Source organism: Amycolatopsis sp. NPDC003865, assembly GCF_053605345.1.
Genome location: NZ_JBSGJA010000022.1, coordinates 103,827 through 117,947 on the forward strand (window position 1 = coordinate 103,827; position 14,121 = coordinate 117,947).

Here is a 14,121-nt window from a genome sequence, read left to right on the forward strand (position 1 = left end):
CGGGGCCTGCCTCGAAGCGGCGCGAGACAGGCCCCGCCAGACCCCCTTACGGCACCAGGATTTCGCCGGTCTCCAGCAGGGACTTGAGGTCCGACAGCACCCAGGCCCAGCCGCCGCCGGCGTTCTCGCCCGGCCCGGCGTTGATGTCCTCGTGTACCCCGCCGACCATGTCGGCGGTCAGCGGCGCGCCGGTGAGGTCGTGGGTGACGGTCAGTCTGGTGCCGGCGGTCTTCGTCGCCTCGATGTCGTAGGTGAGCGTGGTGTACGGCTCGGCGCCCATGCCTTCCGGGCCCATCAGCAGTTTCCAGGTGATGACCAGCCTGCGCGGCGGGTCGACTTCCAGGACCTCGCCGTCGACGAGGTCACCGGTCCACCCGGCGTCGACGAACGCCTGCGTCGGACGCGTGCGGTGCTTGCCGCCGACCTTGAGATCGAAGTCGGCAAGGCCGGTGTAGCCGTACTTCTGCGTCCACTCGGGCTTGGTGATGGCGTCCCAGACGCGCTCCGGGGTGGCCTTGATGTAGACGCGGTGGACCTGCACGGTGGTCGTCATGGTTCTTCGCCTTCCAGTTCGTTCTTGAGATCGAGCAGCGCGGTGACCTGGCGTTCGGTGTACTTGTCGATCCACCGGTCGTGGATCTGCCGGATGGGCACGGGGTTGAGGAAGTGCCGCTTCTCGCGGCCTTCCTTCCGCGCGACGACGAGCCCGGCCTCTTCCAGGAGCTTCAGGTGCTTCATGACGCCGAAGCGGGTCATCTCGACCTGGGTCTCCAGCTCGGTGAGCGTGCGGCCGTCACGCTCGAAGAGCAGGTCGAGCAGGAACCGGCGGGTCGGATCCGCCAGCGCCTTGAACACCAGGTCGTCGTCGGGCACTCGGCGAGAATAGGTGACCAAAAGGTCACATGTCAACGTATGAAGAAGGCCGTCACCCGCCGTGGGGTGACGGCCTTCGTTCGTGCGGCGGCTAAACGACCAGGGACAGCGGCAGGATCAGCGCGATCGCCACCACGGAAATCAGCGTCTCCATCACCGACCAGCTTTTCAGCGTCTGCCCGACCGACAGCCCGAAGTACTCCTTGACCAGCCAGAACCCGGCGTCGTTCACGTGCGAGAAGAACAGCGACCCGGCGCCGATCGCCAGCACCAGCAACGCGCTGTGCGACGGATCCATCCCCGCCGCCAGCGGGGCGACGATGCCCGCCGCCGAGACCGTCGCCACCGTGGCCGAGCCCGTCGCCAGGCGGATCGCCACCGCGACCAGCCAGCCGAGCAGCAGCGGTGACAGGTGCGCGTCCTTCGCCAAGCCCGTGATGACGTCGCCGACGCCCGCGTCCACCAGGGTCTGCTTGAAACCGCCGCCCGCGCCGACGATCAGGATGATCCCCGCGATCGGGCCCAGCGAGTCGGCGAGCACAGTGGACAGTCGCGCGCGGTCCAGGCCCGCCGGGCGGCCGAGCAGCACCATGCCGACGAGCACCGCCGCCAGCAGCGCGATCAGCGGGTCGCCGACGAAGTCGAGGATCTTGCGGGCGCCGTTGTCCTTGGCCAGCAGGATGTCCGAGAGCGCTTTCGCGAGCATGAGCACGACCGGCAGGAGCACCGTCGTGAGCGTCGCGGCGAAACTCGGACGCGGCTTGCCGGTGTCGGCGCGCTCCGGGATCAGGCGCTCCGGCGGTGTCGCGTCCGGCACCAGCCGGGCCGCCACCTTGCCGAACAGCGGACCCGCGACGACGAGCGTCGGGATGCCGACGAGCAGGCCGAACGCCAGCGTCACGCCGACGTTCGCGTTCAGCGCGCCCGCCGCGGCGAGCGGGCCCGGGTGTGGCGGGACGAGTCCGTGCAGCACCGAAAGTCCGGCAACCGCCGGAATTCCCAGCAGCAGCAACGGTTTCCCGGTGCGCTTGGCCGCGAGCAGCACCACCGGGATCAGCATGACGAGCCCGATCTCGAAGAACATCGGCAACCCGATCAGCGCGGCGACCAGTGCCATCGCCCAGGGCAGCGCACCGCCGCGGGCCTTGCCGAGCACGGTGTCGACGATCTGGTCGGCGCCACCGGAGTCGGCCAGCAGCTTGCCCAGCATCGCGCCGAGGGCGATCAGGATGCCGACGGACGCGACCGTGCTGCCGACGCCCGTCGTGAAGCTCTTCAACAGCTTGTCGACCGGCATCCCGGCGGTCAGGCCGAGCACGAGCGAGCCGAGCACCAGCGACAGGAACGGGTGCAGCTTCACCTTCGTGATCAGCACGACGATGACGGCGATCGCGACGACGGTCGCGATGATCAGGCGGGTGTCGTGGCCGGTCCAGCCGGCCGCGAGGAGGGTGTTCACACGTGCTCCCGGAAAGCGGTCAGTGCGGCTTCCGTGATGTCCCCGGGAGTGCCGCTGATGTCGAAGATCGCGCCGGGCTCGTCCGGCTCGAGGGGTTCCAGGTCGGCGAGCTGCGAGTCCAGCAGCGACACCGGCATGAAGTGACCCGTGCGGGTCGTCATGCGCTCGGCCAGGAGCGCGCGGTCGCCGTGCAGGTGGGCGAACCAGACGGCGCCGCCGGTTCTCAGCACGTCGCGGTACCGGCGCTTGAGCGCGGACGACGTCACGACGCCGCCGGAGGCCTGGTGGTCGCGGATCCAGCCGGCGATGGCCTCGAGCCAGGGGGCGCGATCCTCGTCCGTCAGGGGGTGCCCCGCGGTCATCTTGTCGATGTTGGCCTGCGGATGGAACGTGTCCGCCTCGGCGTACTCGACGCCCAGCGCGTTGGCCAGCGCCGTGCCGATCGTCGTCTTCCCGGAGCCTGACACCCCCATCACCACGATGACGGTCATCCGCACCTCCCACTTCGTTGTGCCCAGGTGAGTCAAACTCAAAAGTACTACTTATTCAAGATGAAGTACTACTTAATCGAGTCAGATCGCTAGGTTGGGTCCGGTGAGGCACGAGCAGGTACTGGACGCGCTGGGCGCGGCGATCGCGAACGGGTCCCTGGAACCGGGGACCGTTCTGCGCTCCGAAGAGCTTCAGGAGCGCTTCGGCGCCTCGCGGACGGTGGCGCGCGAGGTCGTCCGGGTGCTCGAAACGATGCGGCTGACCAGCAGCAAACGCCGGGTCGGCGTGACCGTCCGGGAGCCGGCGGAGTGGAACCACTACGACCCGCGGCTGATCCGCTGGCAGCTCGACGGTCCCGCGCGGCCGGCCGCGCTCGCGACGCTGAACGAGCTGCGCTCGGCGATCGAGCCCTGCGCGGCGCGTTATGCGGCCCTGCGCGCGACCCCGGAAGAGCGCGGCCGGCTCGGCGCGCTGGGGGAGCGGCTGGCGCGCACGGCGAAGGCGCGCGACCTCACGACGTTCCTCGAGTTCGACATCGCCTTCCACGACCTGCTGCTCACCGCGTCCGGGAACCCGATGTTCGCGCAGCTGTCCGAGGTCGTCGCCGAGGTGCTCACCGGCCGGACCGGGCACGGGCTGATGCCGCCGGAACCGCAGCCCGAGGCCATCGCGCTGCACCTCGAGGTGGCCGCGGCGGTGGCCGCCGGGGACGCGGACCGGGCGGAGCGGGCGATGCGGGACATCGTCGTCCAGGCGCGTGAGGAGATCGCCGCGCTGGTCGAGTAGCCTCCTCGGGTACTGGACTTTCTGATGCCGGGGGGCACGGGTGAGCGCGGCGCGCGCGATCGGACTGGTGTTGGGCGTGGCGGCCGACGGCGCCCTCGGCGATCCCCGTCGGCGGCTCCCGGTGACGGCGTTCCGCCGCCTCCCGCAGCGTTCGGGCATGGTCGTCGCGGGCGTCGCGGTGGCGGGCGGGCTCCTGCTCGAACGCGCCGGCCGCGGCCGCCCGCTGGTGCAGGCATCGGCGACGGCGGTGGCGACCTGGGCGGTTCTCGGCGCGGCCGGCCTGGCCGTGCAGGGCACGGAGCTGGCGCGCGACCTCGAGGAGTCCCGCTTCGCCCCGGCCCGCGCGACGCTGTCCGAGCTGGACCCCCGCGTGGCCGACGGCCTCGACCTGGTGGGGCTGTCGCGGGCTTCGGTGGAGACGGTCGCGGAGAACACGTCGGACGCGGTGGTGGCGCCGTTGGTCTGGGGTGCCGTGGCGGGGGTCCCCGGCCTGCTCGGCGCGCGCACGGTGAGCCTGCTGCGGCGGGCCCGCATGGGCCGCCGCGGCCATTGGGCGATCGACCGGCTGGACGAACTGGTCCACCTGGTCCCGACCCGCGTGGCGGCGGGCCTGACGGTGCTGGCGGCCCCGGTGGTCGGCGGCTCGGCGGGCGGGGCGTGGCGGGCGTGGCGCCGGGACACGATCGCCCACCCGAGCCCCAACGCGGGCCGCGTCGAGGCGGCGTTCGCGGGGGCGCTGGAGGTCCGGGTCGGCGGGCGGACGGTCTATCCGCACGGGGTGGCGGAGCTGCCGGTGCTGGGCGTCGGGCGCAATCCCGACGCCGGGCACGTGACGCGGGCGGTGGAGCTGTCCCGGGTCGTCGGGTGGCTGGCCGGGGTAACGGCGGTGGTGCTCGCGCTGATCACGGGACTTCGGCGCCGCTGACCTTGTAACTCCGCCGCGTATCGACAGGCGTAGCAACGCTTCGCAGATACGGGGAGGATTTCCGTGCGGTACAAGCACATTGCGGCGGGCGTGATCGCCGCGAGCCTGTTCACCTTCGTCGTCACCGGCACCGCCGAGGCCCAGCGCCGCTGTGGGCCCACCTACGAGCAGGACTCCACCGGCAGTCTCGGCACGCCGTTCACGCTGAAGTCCAAGCACGACGACGACGGCCCCGGCGGGTCGTTCGTCGTGGGGGAGGAGTTCGAGATCCACACGAACGTCGCCGGCCAGACCTGGTCCATCACCTTCGCCGACAACGGAAAGGTCTTCTTCACCGGCGACGACGTCTCCACGGCCACCGGCATCCGGGAGCAGCACCCGACCGCCAACCAGCCGGGCGTCACCCAGCACATGACCGCGGACGCGCTGAACCACACCACCGGCGAGACCATCCACGGCTTCCTGGACGTGCTCCCGGTCCCGGCCTGCGGCGGCTAGCCGGCGGCGGGGTCGCGGCTGAAGGGCCCTCAGCCGCGACGGCGCAGCTGCGCCAACGCTTCCTGGTCGAGCCGCCCGTCCCGTTCGGCCAGCCGGTCCCCGATCCGGGCCCGGTCCCCGGCCGTCTTGTTGCCGCCGAACTTGAACTTCGCCCGCACCCCCGTGATCGTGAACTCGATCCCGCGGATCCCGGGCAGCAACCGCCGGTCCGGGGCTTCCGAAGCGCTCACCGGCGCCCGCGCGCCGTCCGGCTCGAAGTGGCGCAGCTGCTTGTCCAGCAAGGCCGCCTTCGCCTCCGGGGCGTCGACCAGCCGGACGTCACCCTCCAGCTGCACCGTCGCGTAGTACGACGTCGGCACCCCGACCGCCGGGTCGCCCGCCGTGTTCCAGTCCGCGCGGATGTACGTGTAGTCGTCGACCACCGTCAGCAGCGCCCGCGGGTGCTCCTCCAGCAGCGGCCAGATCGGGTTGGGGCGCGCCAGGTGCGTGATGATCGTGTCGTCGCCGTCGAACGCGAAGTGCGCCGGGGTCACCACCGGGAGGTCGCGGCCCGCGCCGCCGGCGATCAGCTGGCCGAAGTCGTGCGTGGCCAGCCATTCGCGCCACTCCGCGTCCGCGGCGGCGTCCCAGGGGTGGATCAGCATGCGGCCAGTGTCACCACCGCAAGTGGCCCGGTAGAAGGGCCATTTCGGAGCTACTTCTGATGGCCACTTTCGGCGAGCTCGTCCTCGGCCAGGATCTCCGCGACGGACTTCCGGCGCTGCGCGGGTGCCGCGGAAGCGTCCAGCGCCCCGCCCGGCTTCAGCTCGCGCACGGTGAAGTACAGCCAGCCCAGCAGCGCCATCGCGCCGAACGCGATCCACTGCAGCGCGTACGACAGGAACGGCCCGGAGTCCGTCTGCGGCAGCGGCAACGCGCCCAGCACGCCGGGCTGGCCGGCGTCGAGCTGGAAGTACCCCGGCCGGATGTCGAGCTTCCCCGCCCGCGCGACCACCCGCGAGTCGACGACGTAGCTCTGCAGTTTCCCGCCGGTCGAGGCGTCGGCGAAGGCATCCCGGTTCTTCGGGTCGGTTTCGTCGGTCCGCACCCGCGCGGTGACCTGCACGGTCCCGGGCGGCGGCGGCGCGTACGGCAGGACGCCGGACTTGCTGTCGAGCCGGACGTACCCGCGGTCGATCAGGACGATCGTGCCGTCGGTGGTCCGCAGCGGCGTCAGCACCTCGAAGGCGCCTTCGCCCTGGACCGTCCGCAGCCGCGCGACGACTTCCTTGTCCGCCAGGTACTGGCCGCTGATCGAGACGAGGTGCCACTCGGTGCGCTGGTCGGGCCCGCTGCCCGGCGGCAGCAGCTGCGCCAGCGGCAGGGGCGCGGCGGTGAACGAGGCTTCGAGCGCGGAGTTCTGCTGCTCGCGTTCGGCGTTGCGGCTGAACTGCCACGGCGAGAGCAGCGTGAAGCAGCAGATGGCGAAGGCGAACACCACCACCGTCAGAGCCAGCCACCCGGGCTTGAGCAGGAACCGCAACCGCACCCCACCACGGTAGGCCGTGCCCGGGCGCGGCCGCCCGCCGACCTCCGCCGTTGTGACGTCTACCCGCGTGAACGCACCCAATCCAGCAAACCGGGCACGGCGCGTTCGATCATGGCGAGGACGTCCTCGAAGCCGTCGTCACCGCCGTAGTAGGGGTCCGGGACCTCGGCGCCTTCGGGAGCGTCGGGGTCGAAGGACCGGAGCAAGCGCACCTTGGCGGGATCGTCGACGCGGGCGCGGAGGAACTCGGCGTGCCCCTCGTCGGCGGCGAGCAGGAGGTCGGCTCGGAGATCGTCGTCGGAGACCTCGGAGGCGACGTGCTCGGTGGGGTAGCCGTGGGCCTCGAGCGTAGCCCGGGCGCGCTTGTCGGCGGGCTCCCCGGCGTGCCAGGGGCCGATGCCGGCGCTGGAGAGGCGGACATCGGCGAGACCGGCGTCGTCGAGTTTCGCGCGGAAGACGAGCTCGGCCATGGGCGAGCGGCAGATGTTGCCGGAGCAGACGAAGACGAGGTGCGTCACGCCGCGAGGGTAACCGGCCGGTCACCCCGTCACCCGCTCGCTCGGCGGTACCCGGACGGCGTGCGACCGCGCTGTCTGTGCGGCGGGGGTCCGGCCGGGATCTGCCTGCGGTCGGCGGGCTCGTGTTCACCGGAGGGCCTGCCGCCGGCGTGGCGCGCGGCCGGGGACTCTTCCCGCGGGCGGGGGCGCGCTTGTCGCGGCTCGGTGCCTGCGCCGCGGGCTCGCCGCCGGTGCCTGCCGCGCCGCGCGGGTAACCGGCCGGTTCACCCGGTCACCCGCTCGCTCGGCGGTACCCGCCGCCCGGCATGGCCACTTAGCGTCGATCACGCGAGGACGCGAACCGGAAGGAGAGCGATCATGCACGGGTGCTGCTCGAAGTGCACGGGACAGGGCTGCGGCTGCTGCGGCAACTGCAACTGACGCCGAACCGGCGCTCGCGGCGGCGGCGGTGGACCCGCCGCCGGGGCGCCCCCTAACCCGGCAGGCAGGTCGCCGACGTCGCTTCGCCCAGCGCTCGCGCGTGCAGCGCGTCGAAGCGGTGCACCACCTCCGCCAGCCCCGTCGCCACCAGCTGCCGCGTCGGGCACGAGCGCGACGCACGCACACCCAGCGTCGCCGCCAGCTCCGTCAGCAGGCTCGCGTTCACCCGATCGATCACCGGGCGGATCTGGCCCAGGTCGGGCCGGGTCGTCGGCGCCTCCGCCGGGTGCGCGTCCCAGCGCGCGTACAGCCCGCGCTGCACCAGCTTGTTCGCCTCGATCTGGGCGCGGAAGAACCGCACCGCGTCCGCCGGGTCCAGGCCGAGCCCCGGCGCCTGCGCCGACACCGAGTCGTAGATCTGCTGCTCGCGCGCCGGGTCGTCGATCGGGGACGGTGTCCCGTACTTCGCCGCCGCCACCTGGTCCGCGATCGCGACGCGTTGCGCCGCCAGGTCCGTCAGCCGCCACAGACCGGGTGCCGAAGCCGACGCCGAAGCCGACGCCGGGACCGAAGCCAGGACCAGGCCGGACACCACCGCGAAGAGCACAGCCAGTACTCGCATGGCCCGCGACCGTACATGCGAAGATCCCCCGGTGCCCGCGCTTTCCGAAATCATCACCGTCCTGGAGCAGGCGTACCCGCCCGCGCTCGCCGAGTCGTGGGACGCCGTCGGCCTCGTCTGCGGCGACCCCGCCGAACCCGTCACGCGCGTGCTCTTCTGCGTCGACCCGGTCGCCGAAACCGTCGACGAGGCCGCCGCGCTCGGCGCGCAGCTGATCGTCGCCCACCACCCGCTGCTGTTGCGCGGCGTGCACGGCGTCCCGGCCGACACCGCCAAGGGCGCGCTCGTCCACCGCATGATCCGCGAGGGCATCGCCCTCTACTGCGCGCACACCAACGCCGACTCGGCCGACCCCGGCGTGTCCGACGCCCTCGCCCAGGCGATCGGGCTGCGCGTCACCGGCCCGCTCGAACCCAACGCCGACGGCGTCACCGGCATCGGACGGCTCGGCGAACTGCCCGAGCCCGAGCCGTTCGCGCGGTTCGTCCAGCGCGTCGCCGACGCCCTGCCCGCGACGGTGCCCGGCGTCCTCGGCGCCGGTGACGCCGACCGGCCGATCCGCACCGTCGCCGTCTCCGGCGGCGCCGGGGACTCCTACCTGAAGCAGGCCACCGCGGCCGGTGTCGACGCCTTCGTCACCGCCGACCTGCGGCATCACCCCGCCGGCGAGCACCTGGCGAACCCGGGCACCGTGCCCGCGCTGGTCGGGCTGACCCACTGGGCCAGCGAATGGCCCTGGTGCGGGCAAGCCTCGGCGGTCGTGGCGCGGGCCTTTGCGGGTAACGTCGACATTCACGTCTCCACGCGGTGCACCGACCCGTGGACCGTCCGCGCCGAGCGCACATCGATTTAGAGGAGCACCGTGAAGGCCGAACCCGCCGTGCAGCGCCAGTTGCTCGAGCTCGCCAAGGTGGACGCCGAGCTCTCGCGCACCGCGCACCGCCGCCGCACCCTGCCCGAGCTGGCCGAGATCGACGCGGGGGAGAAGACCGCCCGCGAGCGCCGCGACGCGCTCGTGTCCGTGGAGACCGCCGCCTCCGACCTCGACCGCGAGATCGCCCGGCAGGAGAAGGAGATCGAGTCGGTGCGCGCCCGCGAGGACCGCGACCGCAAGCTCCTGGCGTCCGGGTCGGTCAACGCGAAGCAGATGACCGACATCGAGCACGAGCTGCAGACCCTGCAGCGCCGCCAGAGCGCCCTCGAAGACGACCTGTTGGAGCTGATGGAGCAGCGCGAGGCCCTCGGCATGGACGCGCAGCGCACCGGCGCCGAGGTCGACAAGGCCGAAGCCGAGGTCGCCGCCGCCGTCGCCCGCCGTGACGAGGCGTTCAAGGACCTGGACACCACCCGCGCGCGCCGCGACGAAGACCGCGCGAAGCTGCTGCCGCGTTTCCCGGAGCCGCTGCTCAAGCTGTACGAGCGCGTCCGCGAGCACAAGGGCATCGGCGCCGCGCTGCTGCGGGCCCGCCGCTGCGGCGCCTGCCAGCTGGAGCTGGACCGCAGCACGATCGCCGAGATCAAGGCCGCGCCGGAGGACGACGTCATCCAGTGCGAGAACTGCGGCGCGATCCTGGTCCGGACCATGGAGTCGGGTCTGTGACGTCGCATGTCATCGTCGAAGCCGACGGCGGGTCCCGCGGCAACCCGGGGCCCGCGGGCTACGGCGCCGTGGTGAAGGACAGCGACGGCGAGGTCCTCGCCGAGCGCAAGGAAAGCCTCGGCGTCGTCACCAACAACGTCGCCGAGTACCACGGGCTCATCGCCGGGCTGACCGCCGCGGCCGAGCTCGGGGCGTCCACTGTGGACGTCCGGATGGACTCGAAGCTCGTGGTGGAGCAGATGTCCGGGCGCTGGAAGATCAAGCACCCGGACATGCAGCCGCTCGCCGAACGCGCCAAGGAGCTGGCCGCCGGCTTCTCGCGCGTCAAGTACGAGTGGATCCCGCGCGCGCAGAACTCCCACGCCGACCGGCTCGCCAACGAGGCCATGGACGCCGCCGCCGGAAAGCCCGTCGCCACGCCGAAGCTGCCGACCCGGCGGCCGGACCGCGGGACCACCGCGTGGACCGGCGCGAAGGGCACTCCGACCCGGCTGCTCCTGCTGCGCCACGGCCAGACGGAGATGTCGGCGCTGCGCCGCTACTCCGGCCGCGGCGACGTCCCGCTGACCGAGCTGGGCCGGTCGCAGGCCGCCGCGGCGGCGAAGCGGCTGGCCGCGACGGACGGCCTCGTCGTCGACGGCCAGGCCGTCCCGATCATCTCCTCGCCGCTGACCCGGACCAAGCAGACCGCGCAGGCCGTCGCCGACGCGCTCGGCGGCCGCGTCGAGACCCACCCCGGGCTCATCGAGACCGACTTCGGCGACTGGGAAGGCCTGACGTTCGCCGAAGCGGCCGACCGCGACCCCGAACTGCACTCCGCGTGGCTCGGCGACAGCTCGGTCCCGCCGCCGGGCGGCGAGAGCTTCGACGTCGTCCACCGGCGCGTCCGCAAGGCCCGCGACGAGCTGATCGCCGAGCACGGCGGCAAGACGTTGGTGCTGGTCAGCCACGTGACGCCGATCAAGACGCTGCTCCGGATGGGCCTCGACGCGGGGCCGCAGCTGCTGTTCCGGCTGCACCTCGATCTGGCGTCGCTGTCGATCGTCGAGTTCTACCCCGACGGGAACGCTTCGGTCCGGCTGGTCAACGACACCTCACACCTGGCCTGACCCGCGGAAATGTGGGGTGGATCACGCTCAATGCCGACGCGTGGCCGACCCCGGATGGGGTATTGGCTACAGTGTCTCGACCGCGTCGCCGCGGTGGCGGGCCGGCTGGATCGGCCCACTAAGGGGGCGCCAGCTCGCGCGTATCCCACCGGCAGAAGCCTGCGGGCGGAACAGTGACGAGGACATGACGGCTAGCGCACTCACCGAGACCTCCCCGAGCGACGTCCCCGAGGACCCGGCACCCGCGACGACCACGCGGGGCTGGGGCGCGCGCCTGGCGCCGGTGCTGGCCGTGCTCGCCGGCGTCGCGGCGGTCGCCGCCCACGCCACCCGCTACGGCCACTGGATCGTCGACGACGCCGCCATCACCTTCTCCTACGCCCGCAGCTTCGCCGACGGCCTCGGCCCGGTGCTGCAGCCGGGCGCCCCGCCGGTCGAGGGCTTCTCCGACCCGACGTGGATGGTGCTGCTCGGCCTCGGCAAGCTCGTCGGCCTCTTCGACCACGGCGCGCTCTTCGGCCTGCCCGACTACGTGCTGTTCCCGAAGGCGCTGGGCCTGCTGTTCACCGGCGGCATCCTGACGGCGTGCTACATCGCGGCGAAGCAGGTCTTCACGCGCTTCGCCTGGCTGGCGACGCTGATCGCCGGCCTGACGCTGGCGACCATCCCGTCGTTCGTCATCTGGGTCGTGTCCGGCCTGGAGAACTCGCTGTTCGCGTTCGCCGTCGTCACGCTGGCGGTGACGCTGTTCGTCTCGGTGAAGCGCGACGTGCTGCTGACCCCGAAGGTCGCGCTCTGGGCGGGCGTCATGGTCGCGTTCGCGGCGCTGACCCGCCCGGAAGGCCTGATCTACGCGGGCGCGTACCCGCTGGCGGCGCTGTTCCTGCTGCGCGGCGGCCTGTTCTGGAAGAGCTTCCGGCTGGCGCTGCTGTCGGTGGCGGCGTTCGCCGTCCCGTTCGGCGCGTACGTCGTCTGGCGGCACGCGGAGTTCGGTCGGCTGCTGGCCAACCCGTCGGTGGCCAAGCAGCAGGGCCTGCCCGGCATCGACGCTCTGAAGCGGCCGTTCGAGCTGGCCGGCTACGCGGGCTGGGCGGGCGTGGTCCTGCTGGCGCTGGTGATCGGGTTCGCGCTGGTCAAGGCGCCGTGGCGGCGGTCGCTGAGCGCGCTGCTGGTGCCGCTGGGGCTGGGGATCGTCGCGTACGGCGTGATGGTCGCCGACTGGATGTACCAGCACCGGTTCGCCAGCCCGGTGTGGCCGCTGGCCGTCATCGCGGGGACGCTCTCGGCGGGCGAGCTGCTCAAGCACCGGCGCGCGCTGCTGCGGGTGGGCATCGTGGTCGTGCTGGTGGGGGCGTTCGTGCCGTCGGCGGTCGGGTTCGCGGCCGCGGCGGACAAGTTCGCGAAGAACCCGAACATCACGGCGTGCCTGGTGGCCGACCGCTTCGGCCGCGGGTTCAACACGTACGCCGACATCCTGGGCCTGCAGAAGGCGTCGCTGCTGCTGCCGGACCTCGGCGGCTCGTCGATGACGAGCCGGCTCGAGCTGGTCGACATGGCGGGCCTGGTCAACAAGCCGATCGCGGACCTGGTGCACGACAACGACCTGGCGGGCCTGCGCGACTACGTGTTCGACACGGTGAAGCCGACGTTCATCCACTCGTGGGGCCCGTGGGCGGCCGGCAACGGCATCGCGCTGGACCCGCGGCTGGACCGGGACTACGTGCTGATCTACAGCAGCCCGATCGAGGGCCTGCGCAACGGCGACTGGGTCCGCCGCGACGCGGTCACCGACCCGGCGAAGCTGAAGGCGGCGCAGGAGTACGCGGCGAAGACGATCCCGGCGGTGGCGGCGGACCGGTTCGGCGGCCCGCTGGACGACTGCGGCGCGACGATGAAGCCGGGCCAGACCATCACGATGCCCGGCTGACGAGACCGGACACGGCGCCGGTCGCCGGGGGCGGGTCTCGGTCGCTCCGGCCCGGCTGCCGGAAACACTTGCGGGCCGCCCCCGGCGGGCCCGCGCCGGGCGTCGATTAGCGTGGGTGCGTGAACTTCTGGGCCGGGGCGGGAAGCCTGGCGCTCCTGGCCGTCGTGCTGGTCTTCGCCATCGTCCGGCCGCGCGGGTGGCCCGAAGCCGTCGCCGCCGTGCCCGCCGCGGGCCTCGCGCTCCTGCTGGGGCTGGTGCCGCCCGCCGCCGCCGGGCAGCGGGCCGTGGAAATCCTGCCCACACTGGGCTTTCTGGCCGCGATCCTGCTTTTGTCCTTTTTGGCCAGTGTGGACGGTGTCTTCACCTGGCTCGGCAACCGCCTGGCCGAGGCGTGCCACGGCAAACCCCGCCGGCTGCTCGTCCTCACCTTCGCCGCGGCGGCGGGCGTCACCGCGATCCTGAGCCTGGACGCCACCGTCGTCCTGCTCACCCCGGTCGTCCTCGCCACGGCCACCAGCCTGAAGCTCCCGCCCCGCCCGCACGTGTACGCCTGCGCGCACCTGGCCAACTCCGCCTCGACGCTGCTGCCGGTGTCCAACCTGACCAACCTGCTCGCCTTCGCCGCGTCGGGGCTGACGTTCGCCGGGTTCACGGCGGTCATGGCGTTGCCGTGGCTGGTCACGATCGCCATCGAGCTGCTGGTGTTCCTGCGCTTCTTCGCCACCGACCTGCGGCCACGCGAAACCGCCGAACCCCGGCAGCACCTCGAGACGCCGACGTTCGCGCTGGTCATCCTCGCGCTGACCCTCGTCGGCTTCGGGGTCGGCCAGCTGGGCCACGTCGAGCCGGTCTGGATCGCGGCGCTGGCGTCGCTGGTCCTCGGCGTCCGGGCGCTGGCGATGGGCAAGATCAAGCCGTGGCAGCTGATCACCGAGGCCTCGCCCCAGCTGTGCCTGTTCGTGCTGGGGCTGGCTGTCGTCGTCGAGGCGGTGTCGGAACACCTGCTCGGCGGGCTGCTGCGCGACGTCCTGCCGACGTCGGCCGGCCTGCTCGACCTCCTCGTCGCGGCCGGCGTGGCGGCCCTGCTGGCCAACCTGGTCAACAACCTCCCGGCGACCCTGATCCTGCTGTCGGTCCTCGGTCCGCACCCGGCGCCGGGCGTGCTGTTGGCCGTCCTGCTCGGCGTCAACATCGGCCCGAACGCGAGCTACCTCGGCTCACTGGCGACACTGCTGTGGCGCCGCACCTTGCCGGAGCACCCGTCGGCGAAGACGTTCCACGCACTGGGGGCGATCACGACACCCCTGTGCCTGGCCGCGGCGACCGGGGCGTTGTGGCTCGGCCTGGGACTGGTGGGCTGACGG

Annotated in this window: 16 protein-coding genes; 8 read left to right on the plus strand and 8 right to left on the minus strand. The window is 72.3% G+C overall.

Features of this window, described 5'->3' with window-relative positions:
* Positions 1-46 precede the first annotated feature (46 nt).
* From ACWEVP_RS39285 to ACWEVP_RS39300, 4 genes are all read right to left on the minus strand, one after another.
* Positions 47-553 carry an SRPBCC domain-containing protein gene (locus ACWEVP_RS39285; protein WP_452067643.1) on the minus strand — a complete coding sequence of 169 codons (507 nt, stop codon included), beginning with the start codon at positions 551-553 and terminating at the stop codon, positions 47-49.
* Positions 550-873: an ArsR/SmtB family transcription factor gene (locus ACWEVP_RS39290; protein ID WP_093948599.1), complete on the minus strand. Its 324-nt coding sequence runs from the start codon at positions 871-873 to the stop codon at positions 550-552. The genes ACWEVP_RS39285 and ACWEVP_RS39290 overlap by 4 nt, the downstream gene beginning before the upstream one ends.
* Before the next feature lie 91 nt (positions 874-964).
* On the minus strand, positions 965-2,332 hold the full coding sequence (locus ACWEVP_RS39295; RefSeq protein WP_452067644.1) for a GntT/GntP/DsdX family permease: 1,368 nt from the start codon (positions 2,330-2,332) through the stop codon (positions 965-967).
* Positions 2,329-2,823: a gluconokinase gene (locus ACWEVP_RS39300; protein ID WP_452067645.1), complete on the minus strand. Its 495-nt coding sequence runs from the start codon at positions 2,821-2,823 to the stop codon at positions 2,329-2,331. Before ACWEVP_RS39300 ends, ACWEVP_RS39295 begins: the two co-directional genes overlap by 4 nt.
* Positions 2,824-2,926: 103 nt before the next feature.
* On the opposite strand from ACWEVP_RS39300, the gene ACWEVP_RS39305 reads away from it, so the two are divergent.
* From ACWEVP_RS39305 to ACWEVP_RS39315, 3 genes are all read left to right on the plus strand, one after another.
* Positions 2,927-3,610: a FadR/GntR family transcriptional regulator gene (locus ACWEVP_RS39305; RefSeq protein ID WP_452067646.1), complete on the plus strand. Its 684-nt coding sequence runs from the start codon at positions 2,927-2,929 to the stop codon at positions 3,608-3,610.
* Positions 3,611-3,650: 40 nt separating this feature from the next.
* Positions 3,651-4,535: a cobalamin biosynthesis protein CobD/CbiB gene (locus tag ACWEVP_RS39310; RefSeq protein WP_452067647.1), complete on the plus strand. Its 885-nt coding sequence runs from the start codon at positions 3,651-3,653 to the stop codon at positions 4,533-4,535.
* Between the two features lie 63 nt (positions 4,536-4,598).
* Positions 4,599-5,033, plus strand: coding sequence for a hypothetical protein (locus ACWEVP_RS39315; protein WP_452067648.1), 435 nt, complete (start codon positions 4,599-4,601; stop codon positions 5,031-5,033).
* A 29-nt stretch (positions 5,034-5,062) separates the two neighbouring features.
* Here ACWEVP_RS39315 and ACWEVP_RS39320 read toward each other — a convergent pair whose 3' ends face one another.
* The 4 genes from ACWEVP_RS39320 to ACWEVP_RS39335 all read right to left on the minus strand — a co-directional run bounded on the left by ACWEVP_RS39320 (position 5,063) and on the right by ACWEVP_RS39335 (position 8,121).
* Positions 5,063-5,677: an FMN-binding negative transcriptional regulator gene (locus tag ACWEVP_RS39320; protein WP_452067649.1), complete on the minus strand. Its 615-nt coding sequence runs from the start codon at positions 5,675-5,677 to the stop codon at positions 5,063-5,065.
* A 50-nt stretch (positions 5,678-5,727) separates the two neighbouring features.
* Positions 5,728-6,561: an SURF1 family cytochrome oxidase biogenesis protein gene (locus ACWEVP_RS39325; protein ID WP_452067650.1), complete on the minus strand. Its 834-nt coding sequence runs from the start codon at positions 6,559-6,561 to the stop codon at positions 5,728-5,730.
* Between the two features lie 59 nt (positions 6,562-6,620).
* On the minus strand, positions 6,621-7,079 hold the full coding sequence (locus ACWEVP_RS39330; RefSeq protein WP_452067651.1) for a low molecular weight protein-tyrosine-phosphatase: 459 nt from the start codon (positions 7,077-7,079) through the stop codon (positions 6,621-6,623).
* 472 nt (positions 7,080-7,551) lie between these two features.
* Positions 7,552-8,121 carry a chorismate mutase gene (locus tag ACWEVP_RS39335; RefSeq protein WP_452067652.1) on the minus strand — a complete coding sequence of 190 codons (570 nt, stop codon included), beginning with the start codon at positions 8,119-8,121 and terminating at the stop codon, positions 7,552-7,554.
* A gap of 31 nt (positions 8,122-8,152) precedes the next feature.
* Here ACWEVP_RS39335 and ACWEVP_RS39340 point away from each other — a divergent pair, with 31 nt between their 5' ends.
* The 5 genes from ACWEVP_RS39340 (at position 8,153) to ACWEVP_RS39360 (ending at position 14,118) form a co-directional block, all read left to right on the plus strand.
* Complete coding sequence (locus ACWEVP_RS39340) at positions 8,153-8,974, plus strand: Nif3-like dinuclear metal center hexameric protein (RefSeq protein WP_452067653.1); 822 nt, start codon at positions 8,153-8,155, stop codon at positions 8,972-8,974.
* A gap of 9 nt (positions 8,975-8,983) precedes the next feature.
* Positions 8,984-9,721, plus strand: a complete 738-nt coding sequence (locus tag ACWEVP_RS39345; RefSeq protein WP_452067654.1) for a zinc ribbon domain-containing protein — start codon at positions 8,984-8,986, stop codon at positions 9,719-9,721.
* Complete coding sequence (locus tag ACWEVP_RS39350) at positions 9,718-10,830, plus strand: bifunctional RNase H/acid phosphatase (RefSeq protein WP_452067655.1); 1,113 nt, start codon at positions 9,718-9,720, stop codon at positions 10,828-10,830. Before ACWEVP_RS39345 ends, ACWEVP_RS39350 begins: the two co-directional genes overlap by 4 nt.
* A 184-nt stretch (positions 10,831-11,014) precedes the next feature.
* The gene (locus tag ACWEVP_RS39355) at positions 11,015-12,757 is read left to right on the plus strand and encodes a hypothetical protein (protein WP_452067656.1); all 1,743 of its coding nucleotides are present in this window, start codon (positions 11,015-11,017) and stop codon (positions 12,755-12,757) included.
* 119 nt (positions 12,758-12,876) lie between these two features.
* Entirely contained in the window at positions 12,877-14,118 is a 1,242-nt protein-coding gene (locus ACWEVP_RS39360; RefSeq protein ID WP_452067657.1) for an SLC13 family permease, read from the plus strand.
* The last annotated feature ends 3 nt before the right edge of the window (positions 14,119-14,121 follow it).